Below are 18,821 nucleotides of genomic sequence, written 5' to 3'. Positions count from 1 at the left end.
ACGAGCGGAGCGACAGGGGCTGATGTTCTTTTTCTTGTTGGTGTATCTGGCGCTGGTGATCATCCGGCCCCAGGATTATCCGGCGATTGCCGAAAACCCCGGACCGCCGTTGCAGTCGATCGCGCTGCTGGCGGCGGCCGGCCTGTGGGTGTTCTCCGCGCGCAAGTCGTTCTCGGCGCCGCAGTACCTGCTGATTCCCTGCTTCCTGGTCGTGGCCATGTTCTCCAAGGTGGTGAACGGCTGGCCGGGCGGCGCGCTGTTCGTGTTCTTCATCTTCGCCCCGGTGCTGCTGGCCTACGTGCTGCTGGCCAACGCCGCGAATACCCGCGAGCGGCTGGAAACGGTGATGGCGGTGCTGACGATCTGCGCCGGCGTGCTGGCGCTGCACGGCGTGGAGCAGGCGACGATCGGCATCGGCTGGACCGGGGTGGAGCTGTCGCAGGGCACCCGCATCCAGTACGTCGGCATCTTCAACGATCCCAACGATCTGGGCCTGCTGTTCGTGATGTGCCTGCCGATGGCGCTCTACCTGAGCGCGCGCGGCGGGCTGATGGGACTGCGCCGGCTGTTCTGGCTGCTGGTGGCCGGCCTGCTGGTCTACGGCTGCTACCTGACCAATTCGCGCGGTACCCTGCTGGCGCTGGTCGCGCTGCTGGGCGTGTACGTGTGGCGCAAGCGCGGCATCTTCACCGCCGGCCTGCTCGGGGTGGCGGCGCTGGGCGGCCTGATGATGCTGCCTTCGCGCCTGCAGGAGATGGAAGTCTCCGAAGCCTCGGCGATGGGCCGGGTGGATTCCTGGTACGAAGGCATCCAGATGTTCATCGGCAATCCGGTGTTCGGCATCGGTGCCGGCGGCTATTCGGACCTGCACGAACTGACCGCGCACAACTCCTTCGTGCTGGTGCTGGCCGAACTGGGCATCATCGGTTTCACCCTGTGGCTGGCCATCGTCGGCTACAGCTTCCGGATGATGCTGGCGCCGCTGCGGCGCGGCGACGACATCATCAACGACGTGCCGCCGGAAGTGCCGGATGACGTGGCGCTGGCCGAGTGGCACAAGGACCGGGCCCTGACCCTGACCCTGCTGATGTCGCTGAGCGGCTTCATCACCGCCGCGTTCTTCCTCAGCCGCAGCTACGTGATCATCCTATACCTGTTGATCGCCATCGTGGTCGCCCATTACACCCGCCTGCGCGAGATCTACCCGAGCCTGCCGGTATTCAGCCTGGACAAGGACCTGCTGCGCTGGCCGATTTATGCCGTAATCGGCGTTATCGGCCTGTACGTGATGGTCAAGGTCCTCCTGGCGATGGCATGAACAGTCGGTCGCGCACCCTCAGCAACACCCTGTTCTCCTCGGTGGGCACGTACACCGAGTACGTGCTGGGCATGCTCACCTCGATCGTCATCGCCCGGCACCTGGGGCCGGACGGTTTCGGCACCTACAGCCTGGTGATCTGGCTGGTGGCGATGGGCGTGGCGATCACCAACTCCGGCACCGCGAGCGCGGCGATCAAGTTCGTGGCCGAACTGCGCGGCACCGACCGCGTGGAGATGGTGCCCTACCTGCTGGACTACCTGCGCAAGGCGCAGCGGATCTTCCTGCTGGTGGTGCTGCTGGCCGGCGCCGCGGTGTTCATCTTCGGCGGCGACCACATCGCGCCCGGCATGAACCACAAGCTGCTGCTGGGCTTCCTGGTGGTGGCGGTGGCGCTGCGCTCGTCCTACATGTTCAACATCGGCGTGGCCAAGGGCTTCGAGAATTTCCGCGCCACCGCCACGGTGGCGCTGGTGTCCACGCCGATCAACCTGCTGCTGGTGATCCTGGCCTGGCGGCTGGACGCGCCGGTGGAATGGCTGCTGGCGGTGTTCGTCATTTCCAGTTTCGTGTTCTTCGGCATGTCGTTCCGCCAGATCGCGCCGCTGGTGCCGGCGCGCCAGCCCGGGGTGCAACTCCCGGCGCCGTTGCTGGCGCGGGTGCGGCGGCACATGGGCTGGACCGCGCTGACGGTGTCGGTCGGCTTCATGGCCGCCAGCGAAGTGGAAGTGATGTTCCTCAACATGTACGCCGACAGCCACGCTGCCGGACAGTTCAAGGTCGCCTACCAGCTGGCCACCGGCGCGGCGATGCTGGTGCCGGGCGTGTTCGGCGCGCTGCTGCTGCCGATGATGGCCAACGCGCTGAGCCGCGGGCGCGAAATCGCCGCCCAGCGCTTCGTCGCCACCACCGGCTACCTGGTGCTGCTGGCCGCGCCGCTGGCGGCGTTCGGCGTGGTGTTCTGCGACGACGTCATCCACCTGCTGTACGGCCGCGAGTACTACGCGGCCGGTCCGGTGTTCGCGGTGTGCCTGGTCGCCGCCTGCCTGACCGCGATGACCCAGGGCGGTTCCAGCCTGTTGGTCAGTGCCGATCGCCAGCGCAGCATCCTGGTGCTGGTGATCATCTGCGCGTTGCTGAAGGTGGTGCTGGACGCGGTGCTGATCGCCCACTTCGCGCTGAAGGGCGCGGTGGTCGCCTACATCACCGTGGCCACGATCAACGCCGCCGTCTACATGACCCTGGCGACCCGGGTCAGCCACGCCCATCCGGAGTGGGCGCGGCTGGCGCGCATCCTGCTGGCCGCCGCGCTGGCCGGCCTGCTGGCCTGGCCGCTGCGCGGACTGCTGCCGATCGCCTCGGTGCTGGCCGGCGGCGCGGTCCTGGTGCTGGCCTACATTCCGTTGACCCTGTTGCTGGGCTGCTGGAGCCGCGGCGACATCGAACACCTGCAACACCTGCACCAGCGCTTCGCCGCGGGCCGTCCGCGGCTGGGCGCACGCTTCCTGGCCTGGGCTTACCAGCGCGCGCCGGGGGAGGGAACGCCATGAGCAGCCTGTACGCGCCGTTGTTCCGGCGGGTGCTGTTCCCGCTGTACGAGTCCGGCCTGCGCGGACGCAAGACCCTGCGCTATCTGGCCGAGTACGAACGCAACCTGGCCCTGGACGAGGAGGCCCTGCGCGCGCTGCAGTGGCGGAAACTCCAGCGCCTGCTGCGCCATTGCTGGGAACAGGTGCCGTACTACCGGCGGACCTGGGCCGAACAGGGCATCGCGTCGCCCGAGGACATCCGCGACCTGAGCGACTATGCCCGCCTGCCGGCGCTGGACAAGCCGACCATCCGCGCCAATTTCCAGGACCTGGTCGCCGCCAACCAGCGCGAGGGCCTGCTGTACAAGACCACCGGCGGCTCCACCGGCGAACCGCTGAAGTTCGGCTACACCCGCGAAAGCTACGAGCGCCGGCTGGCGATCATGTGGCGCGGCTACAGTTGGTCGGGCGCGCGCCTGGGCCAGCGCACGCTGTACCTGTGGGGCGTCCCGGTGGGGGCGCAGAAACGCAAGGACCGCCTGTACCACGCGGCATTCAACCGCCACATGCTCAGCGCGTTCGAGATGAGCGAGGCGCGCATGGCCGAGTACGCCGACGCCTTCGACCGGTTCCGTCCCGAAACGGTGGTGTCCTATGTGGCGCCGATCGTGAAGATGGCCGAATGGCTGATCGCCAACGGTCGCAAGGTGCACCGGCCGCAGCGGATCCTCGGCGCCGCCGAAACCCTGCATGAAAGCCAGCGCGCGCTGATCGAAAAGGCCTTCGGCTGTCCCGCCTACAATACCTATGGTTGCCGCGAGTTCATGCTGATCGCGGCCGAATGCGAACACCGCAAGGGCCTGCATCTGAACATGGATCATCTGCACGTCGAACTGGGCGCGGGCGTCGGCAACGATGCCGCCGGGCCACGCGAAATCATCGTCACCGACCTGCACAACCTCGGCATGCCGTTGCTGCGCTACGTCAATGGCGATCTGGCGACACCGGGGCAGGGGCGCTGCAGCTGCGGCCGCGCGCTGCCGCTGCTGGCAAGCGTCGACGGCCGCAAGCTGGACGCGCTGCGCACGCCGGACGGGCGCTATGTTCCCGGCGAGTTCATCGTGTACGCCTTCCTGGGCGCGAGCGGCATCCGCCGCTACCAGGTGGTGCAGAAGCGCCTCGATGCCTTCGAGATCACCCTCGTGCGCGATCACGACTTCACCCCGGCGGTCGTCGACCACGTGGGCGCGGAACTGCGCAAGGTGGTCGGCCAGGACGTCGCCCTGGATTTCCGCTTCGCCGACGAGATTCCGCTGACCGCCACCGGCAAGCAGCGCGTGACGGTATCCGAACTGACATGAAGCGCATGCAAGTCATCCATTTTGTCGAGAACCTGGAGCGTGGCGGGCTTGAACGCACCGTCATCGATCTGATCGCGGCCCAGCGCGACGCCGGCCATGCCTGCCGGGTGATCTGCCTGTTCGAGCCCGGCCAGCTGGCGGACGAACTGACCGGGCAGGGCGTGGAAGTGACCGCCTGCCACAAGCGGCAGGGGCTGGACTGGGCGGCGATCCGCCGCGCGCGCGCGCTGCTGCGGCGCCATCCCGGCGCGGTGCTGCACACCCACAACGCCGCCGCGCACTATCACGCGGTGCTGGCGGCGTGGGGCCTGCCGCTGGCACGGGTGATCAATACCCGCCACAGCATGGGCGCGCCTCATCCCGGCAGCCGCAAGGAATGGTTGTATCGCCGCAGCATGCGCCTGACCGACTACGTGGCCGGCGTGTGCGAGGCCGCGCGCCAGTGTTTCGTCGACCAGGGCGTGCGTCCGCGCCACGCGCTGCTGTCGGTGCCCAACGGCATCCGCCTGGAGCGCTTTCACGCCGCCGACGCCACTGGGCGCGCGGCGCTGGCGGCGGAGCTGGGCTGGCCCGCGGACAGCCGCATCATCGGCACGGTCGGCCGCCTGCAGCCGGTCAAGAACCAGCAGGCGCTGCTGCGCGCGTTCGCCCGGGTGCGCGCGACGATGCCGCAGGCGGTGCTGGCGATGGTCGGCGATGGCAGCCTGCGCGCGTCGCTGGAGCGACTGGCCGGCGAACTGGCGCTGGGAGACGCGGTGCGTTTCCTCGGGGATCGCGGCGACGTGCCGCGACTGCTCGCCGGGATGGACGTGTTCACGCTGCCGTCGCTGAGCGAGGGCTATTCCATCGCGTTGCTGGAAGCCTGCGCCGCAGCGCTGCCGATCGTGGCGACCGACGTCGGCGGCAACCGCGAAATCGTCCACGACGGCCGCAATGGACGGTTGGTTCCCGCGGGCGATGTCGACGCCCTGGCCGACGCGCTGCTCGCGTTGCTGGCCGCACCGGCGGAGGCGGCGCGGATGGGGCAGGCCGGACGCGACTGGGTGCTGGCCGAAGGCTCGTTCCGGACCATGGCCCTGCGCTACGAGCGCCTGTACGCCGGCGACCCGGTGGGCCTGGGTGAACTCGCCGCGCGCACGGAAATCGCCTGATGCACGCGATCGCGCACGCCGTCATCCCGAGCGGGCATGATCCGCATGCGTCCGCGCGCCGCCGCGCGCCCGCCGCCTCGCGCGAATTCCCCCACGACTCCGGATCCCCCGCCGCATGAATCCCCGGCCGCGCCGACTGAAAGTCCTGCAATGGATGCCCAACGCCTGGCTGACCACGGCCGGGCCCGCGCAGGAGCGCAGCCTGTACCTGACGTTCGACGACGGGCCGCATCCCGAGCACACCGCGCCCTTGCTGGACCTGCTGGCCGAGCACGACGCCAAGGCCAGTTTCTTCCTGATCGGGCAGCAGATCGAACGGCATCCGGAGCTGGCCCGGCGGATCGCCGCGGAAGGGCACATGCTGGGCAACCATTCGTTCTCCCACCCGCGCTTCGAAACCCTTTCGCTGCGGGAGCAGTTCGAGGAAATCCGCCGCACGGATCGGCTGCTGACCGAAATCAACGGTCGCGAGCGCCATGGCTTCCGTCCACCGCGCGGCGTCCTGTCGCTGCCGATGATTGCCCGCTGCATCCGCGAACGCCGGCGCATCCTGTACTGGTCCTACGACAGCATGGACTACAGCCGGCGGCCGGCCACCGAACTGCTGGACGCCATCGGCCGGCATCCGGTGCGGGCCGGCGAGATCGTGCTGATGCACGATGACAGCCGGCTCTCGCTGGATCTCCTGCGGGATCTGATTCCGCGCTGGAAGGCGGCCGGTTTCATCCTGCGCGCGCTGCCCTCGCCGGGCTGAGCCGGCGCGGGCATCCGGCGCTGGCCGGATGCGCCCCCATACCGCGTTGTTGGAAGTGGCGGCAGACGCCGGACCACGGGCAACGACAGGGGGAAGCTTGAACGTTCTGATTGGATTGGCCGTGCTGGCAGCCATCGCGGCGGTCGGCGCCTTCGCGATCTGGCGCCTGCTGCGTGCGCGCAACATGGAAATCTGGATCGGCAGCTATCTGCGCCGCAAGCTGCCGCGGGTCACCGACCGGCCGGTCCATGTGATGTTCTGCTTCGTCGACCATTTCGAGCCGATGTGGCGCGGCGCGGACCTGCCCACCCAGCGCAACCGGGTGGACCGCTGGTGCCGCGAGTACCGCGACATGGCCGCGCGCCACCGCGACGCGGACGGGCGCCCGCCGCAGCACAGCTTCTTCTATCCGGAGGAAGAGTACGCCCCGGAACACCTGGAGAAACTGGCCGACCTGTGCGCCGACGGCTACGGCGAGATCGAGGTCCACCTGCACCACGACAACGACACCGAGGCCAACTTCCGCCAGAGCATCACCCGGTTCTGCCACATCCTGCACGAGCGGCACGGCGCGCTGCCGCGTGATCCGGCCAGCGGCGAACTGCGCTTCGGCTTCATCCATGGCAACTGGTGCCTGGACAACTCCCGGCCCGACGGCCGCTGGTGCGGCATCGACAACGAACTGATCCTGCTGCGCGAGCTGGGCTGCTACGCCGACTTCACCATGCCCTCCGCGCCCAGCGACACCCAGACCCGGATCATCAATTCGATCTACTACGCCACCGACGATCCGCATGCGCCCAAATCGCATGACGACGGCACGCCGGTGCGCGTGGGCGGAAAGCCGAGCGGCGACCTGATGCTGATCCAGGGGCCGCTGGGCCTGAACTGGCGCGACCGCCGGATGGGCATCATCCCGCGCATCGAGAACGCCGACGTGCGCGGCGGACAGCCGCCGACCCCCGCCCGCGTGGATGCCTGGGTACGCACCGGCGTGCACGTCGAAGGCCGCCCGGACTGGGTGTTCATCAAGATCCACACCCACGGCACCCAGGAAGCGGACATGGACACGCTGCTCGGCGCGCCGGTGGATGCCATGCACACGCATCTGGAAACCGCCTACAACGACGGCAAGCGCTTCGTGCTGCATTACGTCAGCGCGCGCGAGGCCTACAACATCGCCAAGGCCGCCGAGGCCGGGCGTGAAGGCAATCCCAACGACTACCGCGATTTCGTGCTGCCGGCGCCGCGTTCGTCGTGGGCCGGCTCGGGTCGCAACCGTGACGCGCAGGCCGCCGCGTGAACGCCCCGTCCGCCACGCCGGCGCAGGCGGACGACACGCTGGTCAGCGTGATCATGCCGGTCTACAACGCCGAGCGGACCCTGCGTCGTTCGGCCGAGTCGGTGCTGGCGCAGAGCTTCGGACAGGTCGAGCTGATTCTGATCGACGACGGTTCGCGCGACGGCTCGGCGGCGCTCATCGCCGAACTGGCCGCGGGCGATGGGCGCGTGGTCGCGCTGCGCCAGGCCAACGCCGGCGTCGCGGCGGCGCGCAATGCCGGCCTGCGCGCCGCGCGCGGCACCCATATCGCGTTCCTGGACAGTGACGACTGGTGGGAGCCACGCAAGCTGGAACTGCAGCTGGCACGGATGCGGGAGAGTGGCGCGCAGGTCTGCTACGCCAGCTACCAGCGCGTGGCCGAGGACGGCCGCCTGCTGTCGAAGGTGTCGCCGCCGCTTTCGGTGGACTACCGCCGGATGCTGGGCAGCAACCATATCGGCAACCTCACCGGCATCTACGATCGCCGCCTGGGCGACGCCTCGTTCCAGCGGATGGGGCACGAGGACTATGTCTTCTGGCTGGAACGCGTGCGTCGCGCCGGCACCGCGGTGCGGGTGGAAGACGACGCGCCGCTGGCCTACTACCTGGTGCGCAACGGCTCGGTGTCGGCGAACAAACTGCGCGCCGCCGGCTGGCAGTGGCGCATCTATCGGCAGGTCGAGGGACTGAGCGCGCCGCGCGCGGCCTGGTACATGCTCCACTACATCCGGCATGCGCTGTGGAAGCGCAAACCGATGGCAACCTGATTCCCCCATGACGAACCGCCCCGAAGCAGAAACCAGTACCTACGCCGTCGTGATTCCCGCCTACAACGCCGCCGCGACCATCGCGACGGCGCTGGACAGCGTGTTCGCCCAGACCGTGCCGGCCGCGCAGGTGATCGTGGTCGACGACGGCTCCGCCGACGGCGCGCAGCTGGCCGCCGTGCTGGCGGCCTACGGCGATCGCGTGCGCCTGGTGCGGCAGGCCAATGCCGGCCCCGCCGCGGCGCGCAATACCGGCGCGCGCCTGTGCGACAGCGAGTGGATCGCCTTCCTCGACGCGGACGACAGCTGGCTGCCGCACAAGCTGGAGCGGCAACTGGAACTGGGCCGGGATCCGCGCGCCGGGCTGCTGCATGGCAATGCCCGCGAACGGCGGCCGGCGCCGCCGCGCGAAATGGATTTCGCCACGCTGTGGGAGTGCAACCGCATCTGCACCTCGATGACCGTGGTGCGGCGGCGGGCGTTCGAGGCGTTGGGCGGCTTCGACGAGTCGGCGGACCTGGTGGGCGCCGAGGATTACCACCTGTGGCTGCGCATCGCCCACGCCGGCTGGCGCGTGCTGGCCTGCCAGGAACTGATTGGCCACTACACGCCGGCCTACGGCAGCATCACCAGCCGCATCGAACGCTGCGCGCGCGCCGAGCTGTACAACGCGACCACGCTCGGCGAACGCCTGCGCGTGCCGCAGGCGCAGGTCGAGGCCAAGACGCGCGCCATCCGCACCGACTTCGGCCAGCACCTGCTGCACGCGCGCAGGATGCCGGAGGCGCGGCACCTGCTGACCCAGGCGCTGGCCAGCCGGATGTCGCTGCGTGGCCTGGGATTGTGGTCGGCGACCTTCGTGCCGGCCCCGCTGCTGGATCTGCGCCGTCGCCTGCGCAACGGCTGAGCGTCGCGCAGGCGGCCGCGGCGGCCCGGATCAGATCTCGCTCAGTTCCACCACGTAGCCGGTGGTCCCGCCGGTCACGTCGATGCGATAGCGGGCGCCGTCCTCGACGTACTTGCCCGAGCTGAAATTGCTGTTGATGGTGGCGTTGGCCGGTTCAAGCACGCGCACCCGCAGGCGTCCGGCGGTGGCCTCGCGGCTGTTCACCAGGGTCGGCGCCACCGGCACGTTGACCTGGAAGGTCGCGGTGGTGCCGCTGGTGACGGCGAACTGATCGCGCACGGTCAGGCGACGGTTGGCGAAGGTGAACTGGCGCTGCCAGGACGTCACCGCGGTGTTGTCGCAGAACGAGGGCGTCAGGTCGGCGTTGGCGGTGAACGAACCGCCGGCGCCCGGACTGACGTCGAGGGTGGAGGCGCGGGTGCTCGATTCGCACTGGCGCGCGACCGTGCCGTTGCGGGCGAACCGCACCAGGTTGTGCACGTCGGTGCCCTGGTTGATGCCGCTGCCGCTCCAGATGTTGGCGGTGACCGCCAGCCAGTCACCGGCGAACAGGGTGAACGAACCCTGGTCCTGGTGCGCATGGCTTTCGTTGTACGGCCCGGCCACGATCGCCACCCACATCGCGCTCCGGTCCCAGCCGGTGCGGGCGAACAGATGGCCCACGCCCTTGGCGTGGTAGACCAGTTCGGTGGGCTGCACCGGAGTGGTGCCCACCGGCAGCAGGTCGTAGCGGTAGTTGAAACCGGAGGTCATCTGCGACACCGAGATGTTGCGCAGCCACCAGGTCGCGATGTTGCGGGCGTCTTCGCTGACAGCCAGATCGCGCGCTTCCAGCATCAGCCGGCGATGGTAGTCGTACAGCTCGGGAATCGAGTTGCGCGCCTGGTCGCCGATGGGCGCGAAGCGATCCATGGTCGGCACGGTGGCGTTCACCCAGTAGTAGATGCTGTCCGTCGCATGCGGACTGGCCAGGGCCAGGTTCGAGCCGGTGGCGTCGCGCCAGACCTCGTACAGCCAGAACAGCCGCATGTGCGAGGTGCCGTAGCCGGTGCCTTCGCTGCTGCCGCCGCCGGGCAGGCGGGAGAAGTAGTCGCGCAGCGCGGGCAGCTTGTTGTTCTGCAGGAACGACATCCAGGTGCTGCTCTTGCTGGCCAGCGCCCAGTACATGGTCGCTTCCAGGAAGCTGTAGTAGTAGTTGTTGCCCGGGTTGCTGGTGGACCAGCCCGACCACGGGAACGAACGTCCACCCCATTGCGCGCTGCCGTAGTTCCAGATGTTCCAGACGGCCTGTTCGGCGTAGGCGGACCAGCGGCTGCGCTGGCTGGCGGTCAGGAAGCTGCCGCAGGTGTCCAGCGTGGTCGCCACGTCGGCGATCATGGTGCCGACTTCCAGGTATGAATCGTTCGACACGGCCGGACGGCCGCCGCCGGCGATGGCCGTTTCCGCCGCCGTCACCTGGCGTTCGGTGACGTTGATGGCCAGCGTGCAGTACCGGGTTTCCGGCGACAGCTGGTACATCATCACCGCCTCGCTGGCGGTGAACCCGTAGCCGGTGCCGCCGTTGCCGACCGCGGCGTCGACCCAGTTCTTGAAGCGGGTGTAGGCGGCCGAACCGCGATCGGCGTACAGCCGCGCCGAGGGCAGGGCGACCAGGCGCGGTTGCGAGGAATTCTGCGAGCTCGCGCCGCCGCCCGTGGTCGGACCGGTCGGAGTCGTGGGCGTGGTGGGCCGGCTCGGGGCGCCGCCGCTGGCCGGCTTGCGGCCGGTGAGGCTGACGAAACGGCTGCGGGCGAAGCTGCCGGTCTGCGCGGCGACCGCGCGCACGTCCTGCCAGGCGCGGAGCGTGGTCCATTGGGCGCGTTGGCCCAGCAGGCCGGCGGCGCTGGCGGCGCCAAGCCCGCACAGCAGCGCGGCGGCGATGACAAGGGAAACAAGGAAACGGCGCCGACGGACGGACCGCGGCAGGCGGGGGAAACCGGAAAACGGGATGCGCGACAAGGGGATCTCCTGGCAAGGAAACCGCGCGCAGATGAGAAAATCACGACCTGTGTAGATCGCCCGCTGCGGCTCCCCCTAGCCACATCGACCCGCGCAACGGCGTGCGCATCATAGCCGCATAACGGACTCGGCCGTTTGCGGCGGCCTCGGCTGAACAGGTTCGTTCAGGTTCGAGCGGGGTTGGTGGTGAAGGCGTGAGGACGAGGGGCCGGCTCAGCGGCGCGGCCCCCGCAAAACTGTGACGGACGGCATTACTGCTCGCTCAGTTCGACCAGATAGCCGTTCTGGCCGCCTTCCACGTCCAGGCGCCAGCCGCTGCGGAATTCCTGTGCGTCCACGCTGCTCCAGTCGTGCGCGCGCAGGGTGGCGCCGGCCGGTTCCAGCACCCGGATCTTCAGCCGCCCGGCCTGCGCTTCGTTGCCCTGGATGCGCGGCTTCTCCGGCACGTTGACCTGGAAGATCGCGCGGGTGCCCGCGCCAAGCCTGAAGGTGTCGCGCACCAGCAGCTTGCGGCCGCCGAAATCGATGCGGCGCTGCCAGCTGTCCAATGCGGGATTGCCGCGATAGACCGGGGTGAGGTCGGCGGTGGCGGTGAGGCCGCCGTCGGGATTGCGGGTGAGCTGGAGTCTGGAGCGCGACTGCTGCGATTCGCACTGGTGTACGACCACGTCGCCGCGCGGGGCCGCGCACTGCTGCGCGCCGGCGTTGGCGCGTTCGAACCGCACCACGTTGTGGACCGGCGTGCCCTGCTGGATGCCGCTGTGGCTCCAGATGTTCTCGCTCACCGCCAGCCAGTCGCGCGCGAACAGGGTGAACGATCCCTGGTCCTGGTGGGCGTGGCTTTCGTTGTAGGGGCCGGCCACGAACGCCAGCCACATCGCGTCCTTGTCCCAGCTGCTGCGGGCGAACAGATGCCCGGCGCCTTCGGCCAGGTAGATCAGATCGGTCGGCGCGGCGCCGCCTTCGCCGGCCGGCAGCAGGTCGTAGCGGCTGTTGAAGCCCTGGCTCATCCGCGGCACCGAGATGTTGCCCAGCCACCACGACGACATGGCCAGCGCGGCCGGCTCCCGGGTCAGCTGGCGCGCTTCCAGCACCAGCCGGCGGTGATAGTCGAACAGTTCCGGAATCGAGTTGCGCGCCTGATCGCCGATGGGCGCGAAGCGATCCAGGGTCGGCACGGTGGCATGCACCCAGTAGGCGATGCTGTCGTGCGCATGCGGGTTCGCGTTGGCCAGATCCTCGCCGGTGCTGTCGCGCCACAGCCGATACAGGCCGAACAGCCGCATCTGCGCCGCGCCATAGCCGGTGCCCTCGCGGCTGCCGCCGCCGGGCAACCCGGCGAAGTACGCCTGCAACGGCGGCAGGCGGCGCTCGCGCAGTTCCTTCATCCAGACCGGATTGCCGCTGACCAGCGCCCAGTACATGGTCGCTTCCAGGAAGCTGTAGTAGTAGTTGTTGCCGGGGTTGTCGATCGACCAGCCGCTCCACGGGTGCGACTTCCCGCCCCACTGCGCCTGCGCCGGATGCCACACGTTCCAGACCGCCTGTTCGGCGTAATCGGACCAGCGCTTGCGTTGCGCGGCGTCGATCCTGGCCGGGCAGGCGTGCAGGGTCATCGCCAGATCGGCCAGGTGCGGGCCGACTTCCAGATAGGAGTCGCCGGAGATCGCGGGACGGCCGCCGGACGCGATGGTCGCCTCCGCCTCGCCGACCTGCTGTTCGACCATGCGCACGGCCAGGTCGCAGTATTTGGCGCCATCGCTCAGCAGGAACATCAGCGCCGCGTCGCCGGCGGCGAACGCATAGCCGGGACTGCCGGCGACCGCGCTGTCGACCCAGCCGCGGAAGCGGGAATAGGCCGCAGAACGCCGGTCCACGCGCGCCAGTTCGAGATTGAGGGTGTCCTTGCCGGGATCCGCCGCGGCGGCCGGCGCCATGGCCACCGCCGGCTCGGCGGCCGGCGTGGGCGTGGCGGTTCCCTTCTGCTCGGGCAGGCCGGCGCCGGTTTCGCTGCATTGGCCCATCGCCGCCGCCATCAGGGCCAGGCCCAGCAGGAACATGCTGGGCAGGCCGTGGGTCTTCAACCGTGAAGCCCGCGGGGCCGGGGGCGAAGGAGGCATGCGCATGGCGGATTCCTCAGCGGTTGGTGTAGGACACGCTCAGGTAGACGATGTTCTGCGAGACATCCTGGCCCAGGTCGGTGCTTTCGCGCTTGTAGCGCTCCCACAGCAGGCCCATGCTCCAGTGCCGCGACCACTCGTAGCGCAGGGTGGCGCCCAGGCGGGTGGTCTTGTCCTCCCGGTTGAGCACCGTGTACTCGAGCTTCTCGTGGGTGGCGTAGGTGCCCAGGGTCAGCGACTGCCGGACCAGCCAGTGCAGATCGAAGCGCGCGCCGCGGTTCTTCTGGTCGAACTCGTTGGAGTCCACGTAGTTGCGCTTCTGCACGTACGGCGAAATCGAGAAGTTGGTGCGGGTGCTGGTGAACTGGTAACCCAGGTCCAGGCTGCGCACCTCGTACGGCGAGGCGTTGACGATGGCGTCGCCGGTCAGGACGTGATCGGGCACCGTGACCGGCGCGTCGGCCTCGATGCCGCGCAGCGCGTCGGTGGCGGTATCGGAGAACTGGCTGGCGATGGCGGCGGTGAACTGGCTGCGCGAGGTCGGGTTCCACTCGGCATCCAGCCGGATCAGCGGATCCGAGCGGCTTTCGCCGCGGCGGTAGTCGATGCGCGAGTAGCCCAGGTCCGCGCCCAGCTCGAAGTGCGCCAGCGTGCGCGAGTAGCGGGCGAACAGGTCGTAGCGGTTGTAGTCGCGGGCGACGATGTCGTCGTCGAAATCGACCCGCTGCGCCTGGAAGTTGGCCGACATCCGGCTGGTCGCCGAGAACTCCTTGATCGCGCGCAGCGCCGCGGCGATGCGCTGGGAGTTGAATTCGTCGGTGATCTCGGCGTCGCTGTTGACGTAGCGCAGTTCGGCCTGGCCGCGCAGCGCCGGGCTCCAGTGGAACAGCAGGGTCGGGCCCATCGAGAACACGTTGACCTGCTGGCGGTTGCCTGGCGCATCCGGGGCCAGCGCGTTCACCGGCTGCACCGACAGGTTGTCCTCGACGGTGAAGAACAGGCGCTCGGGAATGGCGACCCAGTTCATCCGCCCGTTGAGGGTGCCGTCGACGGTGTCCTTGAACACGTCGTCCTCGTAGTTGCGGTATTCCACCCGGCCGCCCAGGCTCAGCTGCAGCGCGGACAGGTTCTCGGTGACGGTGAAGCCGAGGCCGCCGCGCAGGTAGCGCTGCTGGATCGGATCGAACGGCGCGAGGGTGACGTTGTCGTTGTCCTCCACGCCCAGGTCGATCGTGTAATCGACCCGTGCGGCCCAGGCGTCGGCGGAGATCCCGGCGAGCGTGGCGGCGGTGATGACCGAGGCTCCCACATACTTCATCGGCATGCGCCTGCTCCTTGCGTGTCAGGGAATCTGGTTGAAGACCACGCCGGCGACCTTTTCATGCGGGAAGCTGGCCACGGCCTTTTCGATGCTCTCGGGAGTGACCAGGCCATAGCCGGCGACCAGCACGACCAGATCCGCCAGTTCGGACAGGATGCGCGCGTCCGGCGAACCCAGCACCGAAGGGCTGTCGAGGATCAGGTAGCGATCCGGATAGCGGCTGCGCAGCGAATCGACCATCGCCCGCATCTTGAACGAGCTGTAGGCCTCGCCGCTGGTCTCGCGCTGCGGGCCGCTGGGAATCAGGCGCAGGCGGGGCACGCCGGTGCGGTAGATGATCCGCGCCAGGTCGCCCTCGCTGTTTTCCAGGTAGTCCATCAGTCCGCCGTGGCTGGCGTCGATGCGCAGGGCGTTGTGCTGGGTGGGATGCAGCGCGTCGCAGTCGATCAGCAGGGCGGACTTGCTGTCGTCGAAGGCGAACGCCGCGGCCAGGTTGCGGGCGACGAAACTGCCGCCGCAGCCGTGGCTGATCGGCGCGACCAGGGTGACGAAGTTGCGCTCGCCGCCCAGCGCCAGCAGGCGCGTGCGCAGTTCGCGGAACGCGTCGGCCTGTTCGCGCACCGAATCGTTGCGGTGGATGACCCGGCGTTCCTCGAGTTCACGAGGCGTCAGCGCCTTGGGTTCATCCATGAGGGCCAGGGAGCGGGCGGTGTCGGCGCGGTTGGGCACGCCTTGCGAACGTTCGTTGTCCGGGGTCACGAGCGGTTCCAGAGTGGCTTGTTGCATGGCATCGTCCTCAGGCAGCGGCCATCTGCTTCAGCCCGAAGGCCAGAGCGTAGGCAAGGACGACGACGACGAGCATGCCGATGCTCAGCGCATTGCGCTTGAGCTGCAGGCGGCGATCGTGCGGCGACGCGTAGGCCGGCACCGAGGTCAGCAGCATCAGGCCGGTGGCCTTCTGCAACTGGCGGGCCGAGCGGATGCGCGGATCGAAGCGGGCGCGCAGGAACAGCAGGCCGATCGGCAGCGCGACCGCCACCAGCAGGCCGGCGATGGCGAAGTGCATGAAGCGCAGGCCGGTCGGGCGCAGCGGCATCGTCGCCGGATCCTGCACGCGCAGGGTCAGGCCGCGCTTCTCGCGATCCAGTTCCATCGACACGCGGGCGTTCTCGCGCCGGCGCAGCAGGTCCTGGTAGATGTCGCGGTTGACCTCGTAGTCGCGGGTCAGCTCGGCCAGCGCGCTCTCCGATTCGGCGATGCGGCGGCTGCGGTTGAGTTCATCGCTGAGCATCGACTCGGCGATCGCCATGCGCGACTGCGTGGCCGCCACTTCGCGCCGGGTCTGCGCCTGCTGGCTGCGCAGTTCCTGGTACAGCGGGTTCATCTGGGTATCGTCGAACGGGCTGTTGCCCTGCGGCGCCTGCGCGCGGCGCTGCTGTTCGTTGGTCATGGCCTGCTGCAGGTCGGCCATCTGGTGGCGGATGCGGACCACGTCCGGATGCTGTTCGGTGTAGCTGAGCAGCAGCCGATCCAGCTGGCCCTGCAGTTCAAGCAGCTGGGCGCGGTACAGGCTTTCGCGGGTGGCCACCGCGGTCACCGCCGATTCGCCCGACAGCTGCGAGGCGATCGCGCCTTCGCGCGAGCGCTGCTCCAGCAGCGACATCCGGGTCTGTTCGACCTGGGTGCGCAGGGCGCTGATGCGGGTGTTGGCGTCGGTGGCGCTGCCGGGCTGCGCGTCGGCGTTGGCCGAGCGGTAATCACGCAGCTTGTTCTCCGCTTCCATCAGCTTGGCGTGGTAGTCGGTGACCTGGCTGTCGATGAACTCGTAGGCCTCGCGGCTCTCGCGTTCCTTGGCGGCCAGGCTTTCCTGGATGAACAGCGCGCCCAGTCGCTCGGTGACGTCGTAGGTGCGCTTGGCGTCGGTGTCGCGATAGGCGATCTGGACCAGGTTCGGGCGCGGGCTGGTGATGGCGATGCGGCCCTTGATCTGTTCCATCAGCCGGTCCTGTTCCACCGGCGAGGGCTTGCTCTCCAGCCAGCCGCCGACCTTGAGGGCTTCTTCCAGCACCTTGCGGCTGTAGATGACCTGGCGGGCGATGCCGGCGCGATCCACCACTTCGGTGGCCACCGCGCGGCCTTCCAGCAGCGGCTGGATGATGTCGCTCTCCTGGGCCAGGATGGTGGTCGAGGCGGTGTAGTTCTTGGGCAGCACCAGCAGACCGACGACGAGCGTCAGCAGGGCGATGGCGGCGAAGATCGCGGCCATCGCCAGGCGGTTGCGCTTGGCCTCTTCCAGCAGGATCGGGACCAGTTCGTTCGGGGTCAGCGTGGTGGCGGCGGCCTGCGGCGCGGTGACCGCGCGGCGGGGGGCGGGAAGGGCATTGTTGCTCATCAGAACGTCCGCTCGGGCACGGTGATCACGTCGCCGGGGGAGACGGGATAGTTGGTGCTCAGGTCACCCCGGTTGAGGATGCGGTCCAGCCGCACGGCGTAGGTGCGGGTTTCCTCGGCGTTCTTGCGGTGCAGGTCCGAGCGGTCCGGCGCGGCGAATTCGGTGATGCCGCCGGCCGCCAGCACGGCGTCCAGCACGGTCATGCCGGGACGGTAGGGCAGCGATACCGGCTGGCGCACGGCGCCGGTGACGCGGACGCGGGAGAGGTATTCATGGCTGCGCAGGTCGGTGAGGATCACCGCCACCTGCGGATCGCGCACGAAGGTGGCCAGCTTGTCCTGGATGTCCTTGGCCACTTCCTGCGGGGTGCGGCCACCGGCGGAGACATCGCCCACCAGCGGCACGGAGATCATGCCGTCCGGGCGGACCGGCACGGTGATGCCGAGTTCCGGATTGCGCCACACCGAGACCTGGACGATGTCGTCGACGCCGATGTGGTAGGCGTCGGTGGCCAGCGTGCTGGTGACGGCCGGTGGCGGCGCGTCGCTGCCCGAGGTGGTGGCGCACGCGGCGAGCAGTAGCGAAAGACCTGCGGCAGCAAGGCCGGCAAGGGCGCGTCTCATCGGAAGTTTCCCCTGTGGTGTGGATTACCCGGGAAAACGCGGCGGACGGCCGAAACCGGCCACGCGAAGGCGGTCAGACCCGGTAGAAATCCCGGTACCAGTTGACGAAACGGCGCACGCCGGTCTCGATCGGCGTGGACGGCGCGTAGCCGGTGTCCCGGCTGAGCGCGCTGACGTCGGCGTATGTGTCCGGCACGTCGCCCGGCTGCAGCGGCAGCAGGTTGCGCTCGGCCTTGCGGCCCAGGCAATCCTCCAGCACCTCGATGTAGCGCAGCAGCTCGACCGGCTGGTGGTTGCCGATGTTGTAGACCCGGTACGGCGCGCTGGAGGTCGCCGGGCTGGGCAGGAGCGGATCGTAGGCCGGGTCCGGGCCGGGCACCCGGTCCAGGGTCCGGATCACGCCCTCGACGATGTCGTCGATGTAGGTGAAATCGCGGGTATGGCGGCCGTGGTTGAACACGTCGATCGGCTCGCCGGACAGGATTTTGCGGGTGAACAGGAACAGCGCCATGTCCGGCCGGCCCCAGGGGCCGTAGACGGTGAAGAAGCGCAGGCCGGTGGTGGGCAGATCGAACAGGTGGCTGTAGGTGTGCGCCATCAGCTCGTTGGCCTTCTTGCTGGCCGCGTACAGGCTGACCGGGTGGTCCACGCTGTCCTCGACCGCGAACGGCAGCTTGCGGTTGGCGCCGTAGACCGAACTGGACGACGCGTACACCAGGTGCTCGACCCGGCGATGGCGGCAGGCTTCCAGGATGTTGGTGAAGCCGACGATGTTGCTGTCGATGTAGGCGTGCGGATTCTCCAGCGAATAGCGCACGCCGGCCTGCGCGGCCAGGTTGACCACCCGCTGCGGGCGGAAGCCGTCGAAGGCCTGCTCCAGCGCGGTGCGATCTTCCAGCGCCGCGTTCACGAACCGGAAGCCCGGCTGCGGCAGCAGCCGGTCCAGGCGCGCCTGTTTCAGGCGCGGGTCGTAATACGGATTGAGGTTGTCGTAGCCGAGCACCTCGTCGCCGCGGTCGAGCAGGCGGTGGGCCAGGGTCGAACCGATGAAGCCGGCCGCGCCCGTGATGAGAATTCGCATTTGGAAAACTCCCTAATCCATTGCGCAGGAACGGAAATTCGTTCCCGCTCCGCGGCGCTGCAGCGCCGGCAGGACGGTGCGCATGATAGTCCTTCGCCGTGTGCCCGCGGCGCTCAGAGGCGCTCGTCGACCTCGTCGCGGGCGAACAGGTTCTTGACGTCGAACAGCACGGCGCCCG

15 protein-coding genes are annotated in these 18,821 nt (G+C 68.8%); 8 read left to right on the top strand and 7 right to left on the bottom strand.

What is annotated here, in order from left to right; all coding sequences use genetic code 11:
- Positions 1-22 precede the first annotated feature (22 nt).
- The 8 genes from ACTHN1_RS01705 (at position 23) to ACTHN1_RS01670 (ending at position 9,108) form a co-directional block, all read left to right on the top strand.
- Positions 23-1,318 carry an O-antigen ligase family protein gene (locus ACTHN1_RS01705; RefSeq protein ID WP_440469245.1) on the top strand — a complete coding sequence of 432 codons (1,296 nt, stop codon included), beginning with the start codon at positions 23-25 and terminating at the stop codon, positions 1,316-1,318.
- Entirely contained in the window at positions 1,315-2,868 is a 1,554-nt protein-coding gene (locus tag ACTHN1_RS01700) for an oligosaccharide flippase family protein (protein ID WP_440469244.1), read from the top strand. The genes ACTHN1_RS01705 and ACTHN1_RS01700 overlap by 4 nt, the downstream gene beginning before the upstream one ends.
- On the top strand, positions 2,865-4,208 hold the full coding sequence (locus ACTHN1_RS01695; protein WP_440469243.1) for a phenylacetate--CoA ligase family protein: 1,344 nt from the start codon (positions 2,865-2,867) through the stop codon (positions 4,206-4,208). The genes ACTHN1_RS01700 and ACTHN1_RS01695 overlap by 4 nt, the downstream gene beginning before the upstream one ends.
- A complete protein-coding gene (locus tag ACTHN1_RS01690) occupies positions 4,205-5,359 on the top strand; it encodes a glycosyltransferase (protein WP_440469242.1) in 1,155 nt (384 codons plus the stop codon). The genes ACTHN1_RS01695 and ACTHN1_RS01690 overlap by 4 nt, the downstream gene beginning before the upstream one ends.
- Positions 5,360-5,474: 115 nt before the next feature.
- Positions 5,475-6,113, top strand: coding sequence for a polysaccharide deacetylase family protein (locus ACTHN1_RS01685; RefSeq protein ID WP_440469241.1), 639 nt, complete (start codon positions 5,475-5,477; stop codon positions 6,111-6,113).
- Between the two features lie 121 nt (positions 6,114-6,234).
- Complete coding sequence (locus ACTHN1_RS01680) at positions 6,235-7,416, top strand: hypothetical protein (RefSeq protein ID WP_440469240.1); 1,182 nt, start codon at positions 6,235-6,237, stop codon at positions 7,414-7,416.
- Positions 7,413-8,201 carry a glycosyltransferase family 2 protein gene (locus ACTHN1_RS01675; RefSeq protein WP_440469239.1) on the top strand — a complete coding sequence of 263 codons (789 nt, stop codon included), beginning with the start codon at positions 7,413-7,415 and terminating at the stop codon, positions 8,199-8,201. Before ACTHN1_RS01680 ends, ACTHN1_RS01675 begins: the two co-directional genes overlap by 4 nt.
- Before the next feature lie 7 nt (positions 8,202-8,208).
- Complete coding sequence (locus tag ACTHN1_RS01670) at positions 8,209-9,108, top strand: glycosyltransferase family 2 protein (protein WP_440469238.1); 900 nt, start codon at positions 8,209-8,211, stop codon at positions 9,106-9,108.
- A 30-nt stretch (positions 9,109-9,138) separates the two neighbouring features.
- Here the strand turns inward: ACTHN1_RS01670 and ACTHN1_RS01665 are convergent, their stop codons facing one another.
- The 7 genes from ACTHN1_RS01665 to ACTHN1_RS01635 all read right to left on the bottom strand — a co-directional run bounded on the left by ACTHN1_RS01665 (position 9,139) and on the right by ACTHN1_RS01635 (position 18,643).
- Positions 9,139-11,106: a hypothetical protein gene (locus ACTHN1_RS01665; protein ID WP_440469237.1), complete on the bottom strand. Its 1,968-nt coding sequence runs from the start codon at positions 11,104-11,106 to the stop codon at positions 9,139-9,141.
- 251 nt (positions 11,107-11,357) lie between these two features.
- Complete coding sequence (locus tag ACTHN1_RS01660; RefSeq protein WP_440469236.1) at positions 11,358-13,226, bottom strand: hypothetical protein; 1,869 nt, start codon at positions 13,224-13,226, stop codon at positions 11,358-11,360.
- 16 nt (positions 13,227-13,242) lie between these two features.
- A complete protein-coding gene (locus ACTHN1_RS01655; protein ID WP_440469235.1) occupies positions 13,243-14,550 on the bottom strand; it encodes a hypothetical protein in 1,308 nt (435 codons plus the stop codon).
- Between the two features lie 18 nt (positions 14,551-14,568).
- A complete protein-coding gene (locus tag ACTHN1_RS01650) occupies positions 14,569-15,333 on the bottom strand; it encodes a polysaccharide biosynthesis protein (RefSeq protein WP_440469234.1) in 765 nt (254 codons plus the stop codon).
- Positions 15,334-15,343: 10 nt separating this feature from the next.
- Positions 15,344-16,939, bottom strand: coding sequence for an XrtA system polysaccharide chain length determinant (locus ACTHN1_RS01645; RefSeq protein WP_440469233.1), 1,596 nt, complete (start codon positions 16,937-16,939; stop codon positions 15,344-15,346).
- Positions 16,939-17,562: an XrtA/PEP-CTERM system exopolysaccharide export protein gene (locus tag ACTHN1_RS01640; RefSeq protein ID WP_440469232.1), complete on the bottom strand. Its 624-nt coding sequence runs from the start codon at positions 17,560-17,562 to the stop codon at positions 16,939-16,941. The genes ACTHN1_RS01645 and ACTHN1_RS01640 overlap by 1 nt, the downstream gene beginning before the upstream one ends.
- A 73-nt stretch (positions 17,563-17,635) precedes the next feature.
- Positions 17,636-18,643, bottom strand: a complete 1,008-nt coding sequence (locus ACTHN1_RS01635; RefSeq protein ID WP_440469231.1) for an NAD-dependent epimerase — start codon at positions 18,641-18,643, stop codon at positions 17,636-17,638.
- Positions 18,644-18,821: the final 178 nt, after the last annotated feature.

It is taken from the genome of Pseudoxanthomonas sp. (genome assembly GCF_051953815.1).
Classification (GTDB): domain Bacteria; phylum Pseudomonadota; class Gammaproteobacteria; order Xanthomonadales; family Xanthomonadaceae; genus Pseudoxanthomonas_A.
The sequence above is the reverse complement of the archived record's forward strand: the minus strand, read 5'-3'. Positions and strand labels throughout refer to the sequence as shown.